Here is a 17,165-nt window from a genome sequence, read left to right as displayed (position 1 = left end):
CTACGTCTTGCTCCCGAGGAGACTCGCGAGCCGCGTCGCGAGGCCATCCACATCGGGCGCCCTCAGCACGCTGTAGTGGTCGCCGCTCACGTCCTCCACCGTGAGCTGGTCCGGCGCGACGAACCGGGACCAACCGTGGCTCGCGTCCACGACACGCTCACGCTTCGCGTCCTTCGCCCTGAACAGCGTCACGGGTCCCCCTCCGTAGGGGCCAGGTCGATAGGCGGACAGTGCGCGCAGGTTCGCCCGGGTCACGTCGCGCCAGGCTCGGAGATCCACATCCCGGACCTCGGGAGGCAGCCAGCCCGAGGCTCTCGCGTGCTGCGCGACTCGCGTGAGCTGTTCTTCGTCCGCGAGCCCCGTGAGGAGCTCTGGCCGCAGCGTCGGCTCACCACCCGCGGTCCGCGCCAGGTCCAACGCCATGCCCGCGAGCAACAGCGCGCCGTCGGGCTCGCGCTCGAGCAACGCATCGCCTGGGGCGAAGCTGTCGAGGAGGACGAGCTGCTCCACCCGCTGTCCCTGCCGCTCCAGCTCTCTCGCCATCTCGAAGGCCACGACGCCCCCCAGCGACCAGCCACCGAGCACGTAAGGGCCTTCCGGCCGCACCGCACGCAAGGCCGCCACATGGCGGCGAGCAAGCGCTTCCACCTGCTCCAACGGCGCTTCGCTTCCATCCAGGCCCGGTGCCTGGAGTCCGTAGAACGGCCGCTCCGTTCCCAACATGCGCGCGAGCATCCGGTAGGGCCCCACCGCGCCACCCACCGCGTGAACGAAGAACACCGGGGCGCCCGTCCCGCTCGACTGCAACGTCACGCAGTCGCGAACGCTCCTGTCCTCGCGCGACGAGTCCATCCAGGACGCGAGCCGCTCGACCGAGGGCGCCTCGAAGAGCGCTCGCAGCGGGACATCCACTCCCGTCAAGGCGCGTACCTTCGCGACCAACTGTGCGGCCAGCAGCGAGTGCCCTCCCAGCTCGAAGAAGTCCTCTCTCCTGCCGACTCGCTTCTTCGTCCCCAGCACCTCCTCGAAGACCTCCGCCAGCTTCCTCTCCAGCTCCGTCTCCGGCGCCTCGTACGCCCTCGTCTGCTCCGCCTCCGGCAGCGCCCTCCGGTCCACCTTCCCGTTCACCGTCAGCGGCATGGCCTCCAGCACCACCACCACCGTCGGCACCAGGTACTCCGGCAGCGTCCTCCTCATCCCCTCCTTCACCTTGTTCGCCTCTACCTCCCCCACCACGTACCCCACCAACCCCTCCCCCCTCACCTCCACCACCGCTTCCCTCACTCCCTCCTGCCTCTTCAACCCCTCCTCCACCTCCTCCAGCTCAATCCGATACCCCCTCACCTTCACCTGTCTGTCTTTGCGCCCCAGGAACTCCAACTCCCCCTCTCCCTTCCACCTCGCCACGTCCCCCGTCCGGTACAGCCTCTCTCCCTCTCCAAACGGGCTCGGGACGAACCTCTCCGCCGTCAACTCCGGCCGCCCCACGTACCCTCCCGCCAACCCCTCTCCTCCCGTGTACAGCTCCCCCGGCACTCCCTCCCCCACCGGACGCATCCTCTCGTCCAGCACGTACACCTCCGTCCCCTCCACCGGCCTCCCGATGGGGACTCCTCTCACCCCCGCCTCTTCCTCCCTCTCCATCCGGTACGTCGTCGTGAACGTCGTGTTCTCCGTCGGGCCATACCCGTTGATGAGTCGTCCTCCCTCGCGCAGTCGCTCCCGCACCCGCGCCATCGGCAGCACGTCTCCTCCCGCCAGCACCTGCCTCACTCCCCGCAGCGCCTCGGCCTCGTACGCCTGCATCTGCTCGAAGAGCGCCGCCGTCAGCCACAGCGACGTCACTCCATGCTTCCTCAGCGCCTCCCCCACTCCCTCCAGCGACACCTCTCCCGCCGGGTACACCACCAACTTCCCTCCATTCAGCAGCGCCCCCCACACCTCCAGCGTCGACGCGTCGAAGGACACCGGCGCCAATTGCAGCCACACCTCGTCGCTCCCGAAGCTCGCGTAGCCGGCTCCCTTCACCAGCCTCGCCACCGCACGCTGCGGCACCGCCACGCCCTTCGGCTTCCCCGTGCTTCCCGACGTGTACATCACGTACGCCAGGTTGCTCCCGCTCCCTCTCCGCTCCGGGTTGCTCCTTGGCTCCCGCTGAAGCGCCGCCTCCTCCACACTCACCACCACGTCCGCGCTCTCCGCCACTTCCTCCACCAGCGCGTCCCTCCCCACCACCACCGCCACTCCCGCTTCCCTCTTCATCCACCTCAGCCGCTCCGCCGGGTTGCTCGCGTCCAGCGGCACGTATGCACCTCCCGCCTTCACCACCCCCAACATCGCCACCACCCACTCCAACGAGCGCTCCACGCACAGCCCCACCTTCACCTCCGGGCCCACTCCTCTCTCCCTCAGGTGGTGCGCCAGCTGATTCGCCCTCTCGTTGAGTCGCTCATACGTCAGCGACTCCCCCTCCCACTCCACCGCTACCGCGCCGGGCGTCTTCTCCACCTGCGCTTCGAACAACTCCGCCAGCGTCTCCTCTCGCCTCACCACGCCTCGCCGCCCGCTCCACTCCTCCACCACACGCCGACGCTCCTCCTCCCCCTCCAACCTCACGTCCCACACCTTCTTCTCCAGCCCCTCCACCACTCCCTCCAACGCCGCCCTCACGTGCCTCAGCAGCCGCTCCGCCGTCTCCTCCTCATACAAGTCACTGTTGTAGTTCAGTGACACGCCGACTCCCTCCGCGTCCTCCCCCACGGCCAACGAGAAGTCGAACTTCGACGTCTTCGTGTCCGCCTCCAGCCCCTTCAGCCTGAGTCCAGCGCCCAGTCGCACTTCGACAGGTGGCGTGTTCTGCAGCGTGAGCGACACCTGGAAGAGTGGACTGCGACTCAAGTCCCTCTCCGGCACCAGTTCCTCCACCAACTTCTCGAACGGCACGTCCTGGTGCGCATACGCACCCAACGTCACCTCTCTCGCCCTCCTCAACAGCTCCCGGACTCCCTCCCCCTCCTTCACCTTCCCCCTCAGCACCAACGTGTTCGCGAAGTACCCGATCAGCCCTTCCGTCTCCGCGCTCGTCCTCCCCGCTATCGGGAACCCCACCACCACCTCTTCCTGCCCAGCCCACCTCGACAGCACCACCTGGTACGCGCCCAGCAGCACCATGAAGGGTGTCACCCCTTCCTTCCGCCCCACCTCCTCCACCTTCCTCCACAAACTCTTCGGCCAGCGGCGAGCCAGCACAGCCCCTCGGAAGCTCTGTGCGATGGGCCTCGGCTTGTCCGTCACCAACTCCAACGCCCTCGGCGCTCCCTCCAACTGCTGGCGCCAGTACGCCACCTGCTCCTCCAGCACCTCGCCCTTCAGCCACCCTCGCTGCCACTCCGCGTAGTCCGCGTACTGCACCTCCAATTCCTTCAGCGGCGACTCTCGCCCTTCCGCGAACGCCTCGTAGAGCGCCGCCACTTCCTTCACCAACACCCCCGTCGACCAGCCGTCCGACACGATGTGGTGCAACACCAGCACCAACACGTGCGCGTCCTCGGCCAGCTTCACCAGCGTCACTCGCAGCAGCGGGCCTTGCGCCAGATCGAACGGGCGAACCACTTCGTCCTGCACGAGGCGACGCAGAGTCGCTTCTCGCGCATCGTCCTCCGTCAGTTCGACGCGATGGAGACGGCACGGGGAGGGAGGCGCGATGACCTGGACCGGAACGCCCCCTTCATCGGGGAAGCAGGTCCGCAGACTCTCGTGGCGGCGCACCAACTCCGTGAACGCGCGCTCCAGTGCATCCACATCGAGCGGCCCCTTCAGCTCGAGCGCCGATGGAGCGTTGTACGCGGCCCCTCCCGGCGCCAGCCGATCCAGGAACCACATGCGCTGCTGCGCGAAGGACAGGGCCGCCGCGCCTTTGCGCGGTGCTCGCACCAACGCAGGCACTGACACAGACCGAGAGGCTTGCGACACCCTTCGAGCGAACCCCTCCAGCGTCGGCGACTCGAAGAGCGCTCGAAGCGGCACCTCTACTCCCAACGCACTCCGGAGACGGGCCACCACCTGTGTCGCGACAAGCGAATGCCCGCCCAATGCGAAGAAGTCGTCATGCCGCCCGACACGCTCGACCCGCAGCACCTCCGACCAGATGGCGGCCAGCAGCTCTTCCAACGGTGTCGCGGGCGGCTCGTGGCCGACAGCCACGCTCGAAGCACCGACCCCCGGAGGGGGCAAGGCGCGACGGTCCAGCTTCCCGTTCGGCGTCAACGGCAGCGACTCCAACACCACGAAGGCGGCGGGCACCATGTGGGCCGGCAGACGCTCCCGTGCGAAGCCTCGCAACGCGTCCACCGTCGCCTGCGCGCGCACGGAGACGACATACGCCACGAGGCGCTGCTCCCCAGGCACATCCTCCCGTGCCACCACCACCGCGTCCCCCACCGAGGGGTGCTCACGCAAGACCGCCGCAACCTCGCCGGGCTCCACTCGGAAGCCTCGCACCTTCACCTGGAAGTCCGAGCGCCCCAGGAACTCCACACTCCCATCCGCGAGCCACCGCACGCGATCTCCCGTGCGATACATCCGCGCCCCCGGCTCGGGACTGAAGGGGTCCGGCCCCAGCCGCTCCGCCGTCAACTCCGGGCGACCCAGGTAGCCTCGCGCCACCTGTGCACCACCGATGAACAGCTCGCCGGGCACACCCACGGGCACCGGGTACAGCGATGCATCGAGCACGTACACGCGCGTGTTCGCCAGCGGAGTCCCCAGCGGCACCGACGCGGGCCGACCCGGGCTTCCACCTCGACTCGTCCCGGCCTCGCCCGCGACCACCCGCCCCGCGAGCACGCCCACCGTCGTCTCGGTGGGGCCATAGTGATTGAACACCGCCAGGGACGGCGCCAGCGCGTGGAGGTGCTCCAACAAGGCCCCGGAGGAGGACTCGCCGCCCAGCACCAGGCACTTGCGCGGAAGCACCTGGGCGGGCTCGGGCGCCGTCAGCCATGCGGAGAGGTGCGAGGGGACCATCTTCACGCAGTCCACCGGGTGACGCTGGAAGTACTCCGCCATCCCCACGGGATTGCCCGCACGCTCCTGGGTGATGACGTGCAGCTCGCCGCCCGTGAGCAGCGCGGGGAACAACACCGTGTTCCCCAGGTCCGCGCCAAACGTCGACACCAGCGCGAAGCTGGAGCACTCACGCAACCCCAGTCGCTCCGTCGCGGCCTGGACGTAGTTGGCGAGAGCCCCGTGCGTCACGGCCACGCCCTTCGGACGTCCCGTGCTGCCCGAGGTGAACAACACATACGCGAGGCTCTCCGCCATGACGCGGACCGCGGGTGCCTCCATCGGCAGACTCGCGAGGAACGCCGCATCTCCATCCAGCAGCACACGCCGAACACCCGTCGCGCCGAACGCCGCCGCGTGACGCGACTCCGTCACCACCACGGGCGCGGCGACCTCCTCCATCAGCACTGCCAGACGGGCCACCGGCTGCGAGGGCTCCAGCGGAACGTACGCCCCTCCCGCCTTCAAGACGCCCAGCAGCGCGACGACCAGTCCAACACCTCGCTCCAGGCACAGCGCCACGGGAACATCCGGGCCCACCCCCAGCGTCCTCAAGTGGTGCGCGAGCTGATTCGCCCGAGCCTCGAGCTGCCCATACGAGAGCACCGAATCCTCGCAGCGCACCGCCAGCGCATCCGGTGTCATCGCCGCTTGCTGTTCGATGAGCCGATGGATGGGAAGCGTGTCGGACAGACGAGGCCCCGTGCCGGTCGCCCACGTCTCCAGCACCTGCTGGCGCTCGGACCGGGACATGAGCGGCAACAGGGAGAGCCGCTGCCCTGGGTTCGCGGTGATGGACTCCAGCAGCACCCGAAAGTGCTCCACCATGCGAGTGGCCGTGGCCTCGGTGAACAGGTCCGTGTTGAACAGGAGGGTGCCGTCGAAGCCGTCCGGCGTCTCACCGAGGTTCAACGTCAGCTCGAAGCGAGCCGCCTGCGTGCCCTCCGTCTCCCAGGGGCGCAACGTCAGCGCCGGCAATTCCAACGCCGCCACCGGCGTGTTCTGGAGAACGAAGAGGACCTGGAACAGCGCGCTTCGACTGAGGTCGCGCACCGGATGCAGCGCCTCCACCAGCTTCTCGAAGGGAAGGTCCTGGTGTTCGTACGCGCCCAGCGTGGACTCGCGCACCCGCGCCAGCAGCTCACGGAAGGTGTCGCGAGGATGCATCCGCGCCCGCAGGACGAGCGTGTTGACGAAGAAGCCAATCAGGCCCTCCGTCTCCGCGTACCGACGTCCCGCGATGGGCGAGCCCACGCTCACGTCCTCCTGCCCCGCATAGCGCCCCAGCAACACCTGGAACGCCGCGAGCAACACCATGAAGGGTGTCGCCCCCTCCTGGTTCGCCAGCGCCACGACAGCGTCGCGGAGCGTGTTCGGCAGGCGCACTGGCACGGTGGCGCCTCGGTGGGACAGGACCGCGGGCCTGGGTCCATCCGTGGGCAGCTCCAGGTGCGGAGGCGCTCCCGCCAACTGCTGGCGCCACCAGTCGAGCTGAGTCTCCAGTCGCGCCCCCTTCAACCACTCTCGCTGCCAGGTCGCGTAGTCGGCGTACTGCAACGCCAGCGGCGCGAGCGGTGAGGCGCGGCCCTCGGAGCAAGCGACATAGAGCGCACTCAGCTCGCGAACCAAGACCCCCAGGGACCAGCCGTCCGAGATGATGTGATGCATCACCAACGACAGCACGTGGACTTCGGGCGCCAGGCGCAGCAGGGAGACTCGCAGGAGCCAGGGCGCCCCCAGGTCGAAGGGGCGCAGCGCGGCTTCCACGGATTGGCGGCGCACCTCCTCCCAACGCTCGGAGTCAGGCAGGCCCCTCAGGTCCTCGACCTGGAGCGGGAACTCCGAGGGCTCGCGGATGACCTGGATGGGCTCGCCTTCGTGCAGCGCGAAATGCGTGCGCAATACCTCGTGCCGCGCCACCAGGATGGAGAAGGCACGCTGGAGGGCATCGACTCGCAGGGCGCCCTCCACGCGGAGGTGGATGGGGATGTTGTAGGCCGCGCTGCCCGGTGAGAGCTGGTCGAAGAACCACAGACGATGCTGCGCGAAGGACAGAGGCGGCGGTCCTGTCCGTGTCACCGCCACCAATGGGACTGTCTCGGGTGCGTTCTCCTCATGGCTCGAGGAGGCGATGCGCTCCGCCAGGGTTTCCAGCGTCGGTGCCTCGAAGAGCGCTCGCAGCGGGAGGTCCACCTTCGCCAACGCCCTCACCCTCGCGATCACCTGTGTCGCCAGCAGTGAGTGCCCTCCCAGCTCGAAGAAGTCCTCTCTCCTGCCGACTCGCTTCTTCGTCCCCAGCACCTCCTCGAAGACCTCCGCCAGCGTCCTCTCCAGCTCCGTCTCCGGCGCCTCGTACTCCTCCCGCCTCTCCACCTCCTCCGGCTCCGGCAACGCCCTCCGGTCCACCTTCCCGTTCACCGTCAGCGGCATGGCCTCCAGCACCACCACCACCGTCGGCACCAGGTACTCCGGCAGCGTCCTCCTCATCCCTTCCTTCACACGGCCCGCCTCCACCTCCCCCACCACGTACCCCACCAACCCCTCCCCCCTCACCTCCACCACCGCTTCCCTCACTCCCTCCTGCCTCTTCAGCCCCTCCTCCACCTCCTCCAGCTCAATCCGATACCCCCTCACCTTCACCTGTCTGTCTTTGCGCCCCAGGAACTCCAACTCCCCCTCTCCCCTCCACCTCGCCACGTCCCCCGTCCGGTACAGCCTCTCTCCCTCTCCAAACGGGCTCGGGACGAACCTCTCCGCCGTCAACTCCGGCCGCCCCACGTACCCTCCCGCCAACCCCTCTCCTCCCGTGTACAGCTCCCCCGGCACTCCCTCCCCCACCGGACGCATCCTCTCGTCCAGCACGTACACCTCCGTCCCCTCCACCGGCCTCCCGATGGGGACTCCTCTCACCCCCGCCTCCTCCTCCCTCTCCATCCGGTACGTCGTCGTGAACGTCGTGTTCTCCGTCGGGCCATACCCGTTGATGAGTCGTCCTCCCTCGCGCAGTCGCTCCCGCACCCGCGCCATCGGCAGCACGTCTCCTCCCGCCAGCACCTGCCTCACTCCTCTCAGCGCCTCGGCCTCGTACGCCTGCATCTGCTCGAAGAGCGCCGCCGTCAGCCACAGCGACGTCACTCCATGCTTCCTCAGCGCCTCCCCCACTCCCTCCAGCGACACCTCTCCCGCTGGGTACACCACCAGCTTCCCTCCATTCAGCAGCGCCCCCCACACCTCCAGCGTCGATGCGTCGAAGGACACCGGCGCCAATTGCAGCCACACCTCGTCGCTCCCGAAGCTCGCGTAGCCGGCTCCCTTCACCAGCCTCACCACCCCACGCTGCGGCACCGCCACGCCCTTCGGCTTCCCCGTGCTCCCCGACGTGTACATCACGTACGCCAGGTTGCTCCCGCTCCCTCTCCGCTCCGGGTTGCTCCTTGGCGCTCTCGAGAGCTCGGCCTCCTCCACGCTCACCACCACGTCCGCGCTCTCCGCCACTTCCTCCACCAGCGCGTCCCTCCCCACCACCACCGCCACTCCCGCTTCCCTCTTCATCCACCTCAGCCGCTCCGCCGGGTTGCTCGCGTCCAGCGGCACGTATGCACCTCCCGCCTTCACCACCCCCAACATCGCCACCACCCACTCCAACGAGCGCTCCACGCACAGCCCCACCTTCACCTCCGGGCCCACTCCTCTCTCCCTCAGGTGGTGCGCCAGCTGATTCGCCCTCTCGTTGAGTCGCTCATACGTCAGCGCCTCTCCTTCCCACTCCACCGCTACCGCGCCGGGCGTCTTCTCCACCTGCGCTTCGAACAACTCCGCCAGCGTCTCCTCTCGCCTCACCACGCCTCGCCGCCCGCTCCACTCCTCCACCACACGCCGACGCTCCTCCTCCCCCTCCAACCTCACGTCCCACACCTGCTTCTCCAACCCCTCCACCAACCCCTCCAACGCCGCCCTCACGTGCCTCAGCAGCCGCTCCGCCGTCCTCTCCTCATACAAGTCACTGTTGTAGTTCAGTGACACGCCGACTCCCTCCGCGTCCTCCCCCACGGCCAACGAGAAGTCGAACTTCGACGTCTTCGTGTCCGCCGCCAGCGCGCTCAGGCGCAATCCCTTCCCGAGCTTCACCTCCACCGGTGGCGTGTTCTGCAACGTCAGCGACACCTGGAAGAGTGGACCGCGACTCAAGTCCCTCTCAGGCACCAGCTCCTCCACCAACTTCTCGAACGGCACGTCCTGGTGCGCGTACGCACCCAACGTCACCTCTCTCGCCCTCCTCAACAGCTCCCGGACTCCCTCCCCCTCCTTCACCTTCCCCCTCAGCACCAACGTGTTCGCGAAGTACCCGATCAGCCCTTCCGTCTCCGCGCTCGTCCTCCCCGCTATCGGGAACCCCACCATCACCTCTTCCTGCCCAGCCCACCTCGACAGCACCACCTGGTACGCGCTCAGCAGCACCATGAAGGGCGTCACCCCTTCCTTCCTCCCCGCCTCCTCCACCTTCCTCCACAGCACCTTCGACCACCGCTGCTCCAGCATCGCGCCTCGGAAGCTCTGCGCGGCGGGCCTCGGCTTGTCCGTCACCAACTCCAACGCTCTCGGCGCTCCCTCCAACTGCTGGCGCCAGTACGCCACCTGCTCCTCCAGCACCTCGCCCTTCAACCACCCGCGCTGCCACTCCGCGTAGTCCGCGTACTGCACCTCCAATTCCTTCAGCGGCGACTCTCGCCCTTCCGCGAACGCCTCGTAGAGCGCCGCCACTTCCTTCACCAACACCCCCGTCGACCAGCCGTCCGACACGATGTGGTGCAGCACCAGCACCAACACGTGCTCTTCTTCGGACAGCTTCACCAACGTCACTCGCAGCAGCGGGCCTTGCGTCAGGTCGAACGGACGCAACACCTCCTGCTCCACATGTCGACGCGCTTCTTCCTCACGCGAAGACTCGGGCAGCCCATCGAGGTGGACCTCTCGGAGGGACACCTTCGTCTCCGGAGAGATGACCTGCACCGCCACTCCGTTCTCGCTCCGGAACGAGGTGCGAAGCGCCTCATGGCGACGGACCAGCTCGTCGAAGGTCTTCGCCAGGGCCGCCGTGTCCAGCGGCCCGGTCATCCGCACGGCCCCAGGCACGTTGTACGAAGCGCTCGACGGTTCCAGTTGGTCCAGGAACCACAGTCGCTGCTGCGCGAAGGACAGAGCGGGCGGTCGAGTCCTGTCCAACCTCCGAGACAACGGCGGCATCACCTGGGATGCCCCCGCGCGAATCAACCGATCCACCCGGCTCGCGAGCTCCGACACCGTCGGCGCCTCGAACAGCTCGCGCAGCGGTAGCTCGATGCCGAACGTGCTCCGCACTCGGGAGATGGCGCGGGTCGCCAACAACGAGTGTCCACCCAGGTCGAAGAAGTGGCCGTGCAAGCCCACCCTGCCGAGCCCCAGCACCTCCGCGAAGAGCCCCGCCAACAACTGCTCGGTGGCGGTGCGCGGCGCGGTGTCCTCGCCGCCCTCCACCTGCACGGCGGGCAAGGCCCTGCGATTCACCTTCCCACTCGGCGTCAGCGGCAACACCTCGAGGGCCACGAAGGCGGAGGGCACCATGTACTCGGGCAACCGCGCCGCCAGGGAGGCTCTCAACAGCTCCCGCCCACGCGAGGCATCCACGCCCGCCGTCTCCGAGAGAACGACGTAGCCCACCAATCGCCGGTCTCCCGGGACGTCCTCGCGCACCACGGCCGCCGCGTCGCGTACACCGGGCGCCGAGCGCAGCGCCGCCTCCACCTCTCCGAGTTCGATTCGGAAGCCCCGCAGCTTCACCTGTCCATCCAGGCGACCCACGAACTCCACCGCGCCGTCCCGTGTCCAGCGCGCCAGGTCCCCCGTGCGATACAGCCGAGCCCCCGGTACCTCACTGAAGGGATGCGGGACGAACTTCTCCGCTGTCAATTCGGGACGCCCGACGTAGCCGTGCGCGAGGTGCGCTCCACCGATGAACAGCTCGCCAGCGATGGCCTCGGGGCATGGCTGTCCCCAGGCATCCAGCACGTAGAGCTGGCAGTGCGGCAGCGGTGTTCCGATGGCCGGAAGCCGAGGCCACGACGCCGGTTCCCCGGACAGCCGGAGCGCGGAGACGACATGCGTCTCCGACGGGCCGTATTGATTCTCCAACACGCACCCGGGCAACCGCTCGAAGAACGAGACCAGCGCGGGGCTCACCTGGAGCTGCTCTCCCGCGGTCACCACCTCGCGCAGCGCACGCGGCACCCCGCCCCCCTGGACCACCGCCTCCGCCAACGCCTGCAGCGCGACGAAGGGGAGGAACAGTCGCTCCACGCCCTGCTCTTCCAGGAAGCGCGCCAGGGCGGACAGGTCCTGCCGGACGTCCTCGGGCGGCATCACCAACGTGCCGCCCGCCCACCACGTGGAGAACAGCTCCTGGAAGGAGACATCGAAGCTCAGCGCCGCGAACTGAAGCGTCTTCGCCGAGGGATGGATGGACCGCCCCACCTGCCACGTGAGCAGGTGCGACAGCGCGCGATGCGACAGCGCCACGCCCTTGGGGCGCCCCGTACTGCCCGAGGTGTAGATGAGGTAGCACGCCGTCTCGGGAGGCACCTCCACCCCAGGGGCCCGCGTGGGTTGCCCCTCGATGACTCCTGCGTCCACGTCCAGGAGGACGCGGCGCACGCGGGTGTCCCTGGGCAGGACGGCATCCCACCGGGAATGGCCCAGCACCACACGGGCGCCCGAGTCCTCCAGCATGAAGCCGAGCCGGTCCGCCGGATAGCGAGGATCCAACGGGACGTAGGTCGCTCCCGCCTTGAGCGCCCCCAACACCGCGACAGCCAGGTCCAGCCCCTTGTCGAGGCACAGCCCCACCGTGCTCCCCGCCACAACCCCCAGCGCCCTCAAGTGGTGCGCGAGCTGATTCGCACGCGCATCCAGCTCCGCGTACGTCAGCGAGCGCACCCCGTCCGTGACGGCGATGGCCGCGGGAGTGCGCACCGCCTGGGCCTCCACCGGACGAAACACCGCCACGGGAACATGCGCGGCGGTCGCCGGCGGATGACCGTGAGCGAGCATCCGCCGTTGCTCCTCGGTGCTCAGCAACGAGAGCTCCGACAGGGGCCGTTCCACCTTGCTCCGCAGCTCCGTCAGGAGCTGGCGCACCTGCTCCAACATCCGCCGCACAGCCGCTGCCTCGAAGCGCGAGGCGTCGTAGGTCAGCTTGAGCACCAGCTCTCGCCCGGGGAGTGCCAGGAGCGTCAGCGGATGGTGGTCCACCTCCATCGCGACGGGGTTGCGCAGCACCAGCTCATCCGAGGGCGCGGAGAGCCCGGACTCCATCGGGTAGTTCTCGTAGATGACCAGGCTCTCGAAGAGCTGCTCGCTGGAGGGGACTTCACTCCAGCCACGCACGTCCACCAGCGGAGCGGACTCGTACTCGCGAGCCTCCTGGAGCCAGGACTGCAGCCCCTTCAGCCACACGCCCACCGTCCGCGAGGCGGGCATCTTCACACGCACGGGGATGGCATTGATGAACATGCCCACCATGCTCTCGATGCCAGGAAGCTCCGCGGGCCGCCCGGAGACCGTCAGGCCGAAGACCACATCGTCGCCGCCGCTGTAGCGGCCCAGCAGCACCGCCCACGCGCCTTGAATCACCGTACCCGGCGTGATCGCGTGCTGTCGCGCGAAGGCCACGAAGGCCGCGGACTCCTCGACGCCAAGCCGCACCTCCTGCTCGCCCCGCCCCGCCTGCCCCCGAGGCGCACTGCCCAGGCTCAGCCGCGTGGGCTCCGTGAAGCCCGCGAGCGCCCCGCGCCAGAAGCGACTCGCGGCGCCCGAGTCCTGCTTCGCCAGCCACGCGATGAAGTCCCGGTAGGGCCGTGTCTCGCCACGAGGCGGCGTCAGGCCCCGGCGCAGCGACTCGTAGCGGGTGAACACATCCCGCGTCACCAACTGCGTGGACCAGCCATCCAGCAGCAGGTGCGAGACGCTGAACACCACGCGCCACACCCGCTCCTCCGTGCGCAGCAAGGCCAGCCGGAACAGCGGCGCGACCGAGAGCACCACGCCTCGCCGACGGTCCTCCGCGATGAACGCCGCCATCCGCGAGGCCAGCGACTCCCGGGGCACCGAGCGCCAGTCCTCCACCGTGATGACGGGCTCCGCCTCGCGCATCACCGCTTGCAGAGGCGCGTCCAGCCCGTCCCAGAAGAACCCCGTGCGGAGGATGGCGAAGCGCTGGGCCGACTGCCGCCAGGCCTCGGTCAGCACCCGCACGTCGAGCGCCCCCTCCATCTCGAAGGAGATCTGGTTGAAGTAGGGCTGGGTCTCCTCCTCCTGGAGATGGTGGAAGAGGATGCCCTGTTGCAATGGTGACAGCGGATACAGGTCCTCCAGGTCGCGCAGGCGTCGCCCCTGCGCGGTGAGCCCGTCCGCGATCCGCTCCAGCGCGCCCATCCCCAGCTTCGCCAGCGGGAAGTCGGAGGGCGCCAGGCCGCGCGGGTCCTCCGACAGGCCGTGCGCGATGAGCTCTCGCAGGGCCCCGAGCATCTCCTCGGCCAGCCGCGCCACCGTCTCCGTGCGGTGCAGCCCCTTGCCGTGGGTGAACATCAATCGCATGCGCCCACCGCTGACGACGCAGTCCACGTCGAGTACATGCGCGCGCGGCCCTCCGGAGGCGCGCGTGGGGCCGACGTGTCCCTCGGACAGCCCCAGGGGCGCCGTCGGCGGAAGCACGGTGTCGAACTGTCCCAGGTAGTTGAAGCCCACCTCCGGCGCGGGCAGTGCACGGAGTTGCTCACGCAGCACGGGGTCGGGGGACAGATAGCGCAGCACGCCGAAGCCCACGCCCTTGGCGGGGACCCGGCGCAGCGCCTCCTTCGCCGCGCGCACGCCCGCGCCCGGCCCTTCGCCCATCGACTCCACGAGCACGGGATAGAGGCTGGTGAACCAGCCGACCGTCCTCGAGACATCCACCTCTCCGAAGACGTCCTCGCGGCCGTGCCCCTCCATCTCCACCCGCACACACGACGCCCCCGTCCATCGCCGCAGCACCCTCGCGAGTGCGGACAGCAGGAGCTCATCGGGCTTCGCGCGGAGCGCTCGGGCGACGTCCTGGAGCAGGGCCTGCGTCTCTCCGGGCTCCAGCTCCACCGTCACCTGATGCGATGCGCCTTCCGTGTTCGCGACTCCGTCCTCGACATCCCGAGGAAGCCGCCCCACGCGCTCCCACGGCAGCCCCAGCCAGAAGGCACCTTGGTCACGGGCGGACGGCGAGGCCGCGTGCTCCATCAGGCGCGCCGCCCAGTCTTGATACGACAGCGTCTTGGCCGGGAGCCGCACGGCCTCGTTCACGCGAAGCCGCTGGTAGGCCGACAGCAAGTCCTCCAGCAACACCCGCCACGACACCGCGTCCACCACCAGGTGATGGATGACGAGCAGCAGCTCCTGCGGCAGGTCCGGTCCCAGCTCGAAGAGCACCGCTCGCGCGGGCGCTCCCGACGACAAGTCCAGGCTCGACTGCGTGCGTGCCGAATGTGCCTCCACCTCCGCGCGCCGCGCCTCCTTGGGTGAGCGCGAGACGTCCACCGTCTCCAGCGGCAACACCCCTTCCAACCCGCCCACCTCCTGATGCCAGCCTCCGCGCGCGTCTCGGGTGAAGCGCAGGCGCAGGGCATCGTGATGCTCACGCAGCTGTTGGAGGGCCTGCGCCATGGCTTCGGGCACCACGCGCTCGCGCAGCGTGAAGCGCAGGGCTTGATTGAAGTGGTGCGCGTCCGTCAGCTCCCGCTCGAAGAACCAGTGCTGGATGGGCGTCAGCGCCACGGGTCCCGTCACCGGCCCTTGCGCCACGGAGACGACGGGGGCCTCGGTGACCACCGCGGCCAGACGCGCCACGGTGGGGTGGTCGAAGAGCTGCTTCGCGCTGAAGTGAAGCCCTGCCTGGGTCGCGCGCGAGATGACCTGGATGCCGAGGATGGAGTCTCCCCCCAGCTCGAAGAAGTCCTCATGGATGCCCACATGGGGACGCCCCAACACCTGTGCCCAGATGGCCACGAGCGCCGTCTCCTTCGCGTCACGGGGCGCCTCCTCCTGCTCCGGCCCTCTCACCGTGAGCTCCGGCGCCGGAAGGGCTCGCCGCTCCACCTTGCCGTTGTCCGACAGCGGCAACGCGTCCAGCAGGACGAAGGCCGCGGGCACCATGTATTCGGGCAGCCGCGACTCCAGGAAGGCACGCAGCGCCGCGGGCTCCGGTCGCTCCGCGCCCGAGGGCACGGCGTAGGCCACCAGCCGGGCGCCGGAAGGCGCGTCGTCGCGCACCACGACCACCGCGTCCCCCACCAGCGGGTGCGCACGGAGGGCGGACTCAATCTCCCCCAGCTCGATGCGGTAGCCGCGAACCTTGACCTGGAAGTCCGAGCGACCCAGGTACTCCAGCCGGCCATCCTCGCGCCAGCGCACGCGGTCTCCCGTGCGGTACAGCCGCGCGCCCGGCTCAGCACCGAAGGCATCCGGAACGAAGCGCTCCGCCGTCAGGTCCGGCCGTGCCCAATACCCCCGCGCCACCCCCGCGCCGCCGATGAACAGCTCCCCCACCACCCCCACGGGAACGGGCTGCCCCTCTCCGTCGAGGACATACAGCCGCGTGTTCGCGATGGGCCGGCCAATGGCCACCGGTCCATGCATCGGGTCCGCGGCGCTCACCGTGTACACGCAGCACCCCACCACCGTCTCCGTGGGGCCGTACTCGTTGATGAGCCGCGTGTCGGGCGCGTGCTCGCGCCAGAAGGCAATGCCCTCGGCCGTGAGGGCTTCACCGCCAATGACAAACGCTCGCGTGTGCCCCTTCGCCGCGTCCGGCCCCAGCTGCGTGGCCAGCATGCGCAAGTGCGTGGGCGTCAGCTTCACCAGGCCGTAGGGCCCTCCGGTGAGCAGCGCCTCTCCCAGGCCTTCAATCCCGGCCTCCTCCGGCACCAGCACCACCGGCCGCCCCGCGACCAACGGCGCCACCAGGCTCGTGACGGTCAGGTCGAACGAGAGCGGCGAGTGCACGGGAGAGCCTCCGCCCTCCGTGAGCCCATAGGCGCGCAGCGCCCACGTCAGGTAGTTCACCACGCCTTGGTGCGGGACCATGACGCCCTTGGGACGTCCCGTGCTCCCGGAGGTGTAGATGAGGTACGCGAGGTCCTCCGGCCCCGACCACGGCGTGGGGGCCGTCGTGGGCTCTCGCGCCACGGTGTCCCAGTCCGAGTCCAGGCAGAGCACGACGCTCGACGTCGCCGGAAGTTGCTCCAGGAGCGACGCGTCCGTGAGCACCACCGGCGCGCCCGTGTCCTCCAGCACGAAGGACAGCCGCGCCGCGGGCCACGCCGGGTCCATGGGCACATACGCGCCCCCCGCCTTCAACACGGCCCACAGCGCCACCACCAGGTCGGGGGCACGTCGCGAGTACAGCCCCACCAGCGACCCGCGCCGGACGCCCAGCTTTCTCAGGTGGTGGGCCAGCTGATTCGCGCGCGCATCCAGCTCCCTGAAGGACAGCCGCGCGGCGCCCTGGACGACCGCCACGGCCTCGGGTGCTCGCGACACCGCCTCTTCGAAGAGTCCGTGCACCGTGGCGTGCGCGGGATACTCCACACGCGTGTCGTTCCACGTCACGAGGAGCCGCTTCCGCTCCTCGTCGGACAGCAAGGACAGGCTCCCCAGCCTCCCCTCCGGGTTCGCCGCGATGGCCTCCAGCACCCGCTCGAGCCGTTCGAGCTGCGCGTCCGCGAACGCCTGCGTGAAGCGCGCGCGGTCGTAGCGCAGGTGCAGCGGAAGCCGAGCCTCCGGCGAGGAGATGAGCGTGAGGCCGAAGTGGTCCATCTCCCGGGCCCGCACGTCATGGACCGACAGCGCGCGCTTCGCGGAGGTGAGCGCCGCGTCCAGAGGGTAGTTCTCGAAGACCACCAGGGTGTCGAAGAGCGAGGTGCCCGCGGGCACCTCCCCCCAGCGCTGCACCTTCACCAGCGGCGCATGTTCGTGCTGCCGCGCCTCCACCTGCCGGTCCTGGAGTCCTCGCAGCCAGACGGACCAGGTGAGGTCCTGAGTCC

1 protein-coding gene (cut by a window edge) is annotated in these 17,165 nt (G+C 69.2%); it reads right to left on the bottom strand.

Features of this window, described 5'->3' with window-relative positions; all coding sequences use genetic code 11:
* Positions 1 to 17,165, bottom strand: the 3' portion of a protein-coding gene (locus MYSTI_RS19390; RefSeq protein WP_015349484.1) for a non-ribosomal peptide synthase/polyketide synthase. It continues 901 nt past the right edge of the window; only the last 17,165 of its 18,066 coding nucleotides appear in the window; its start codon lies off the right edge, out of view; it ends in the stop codon at positions 1 to 3.

The sequence above is a fragment of the Myxococcus stipitatus DSM 14675 genome, assembly GCF_000331735.1.
Lineage (GTDB): Bacteria > Myxococcota > Myxococcia > Myxococcales > Myxococcaceae > Myxococcus > Myxococcus stipitatus.
The sequence above is the reverse complement of the archived record's forward strand: the minus strand, read 5'-3'. Positions and strand labels throughout refer to the sequence as shown.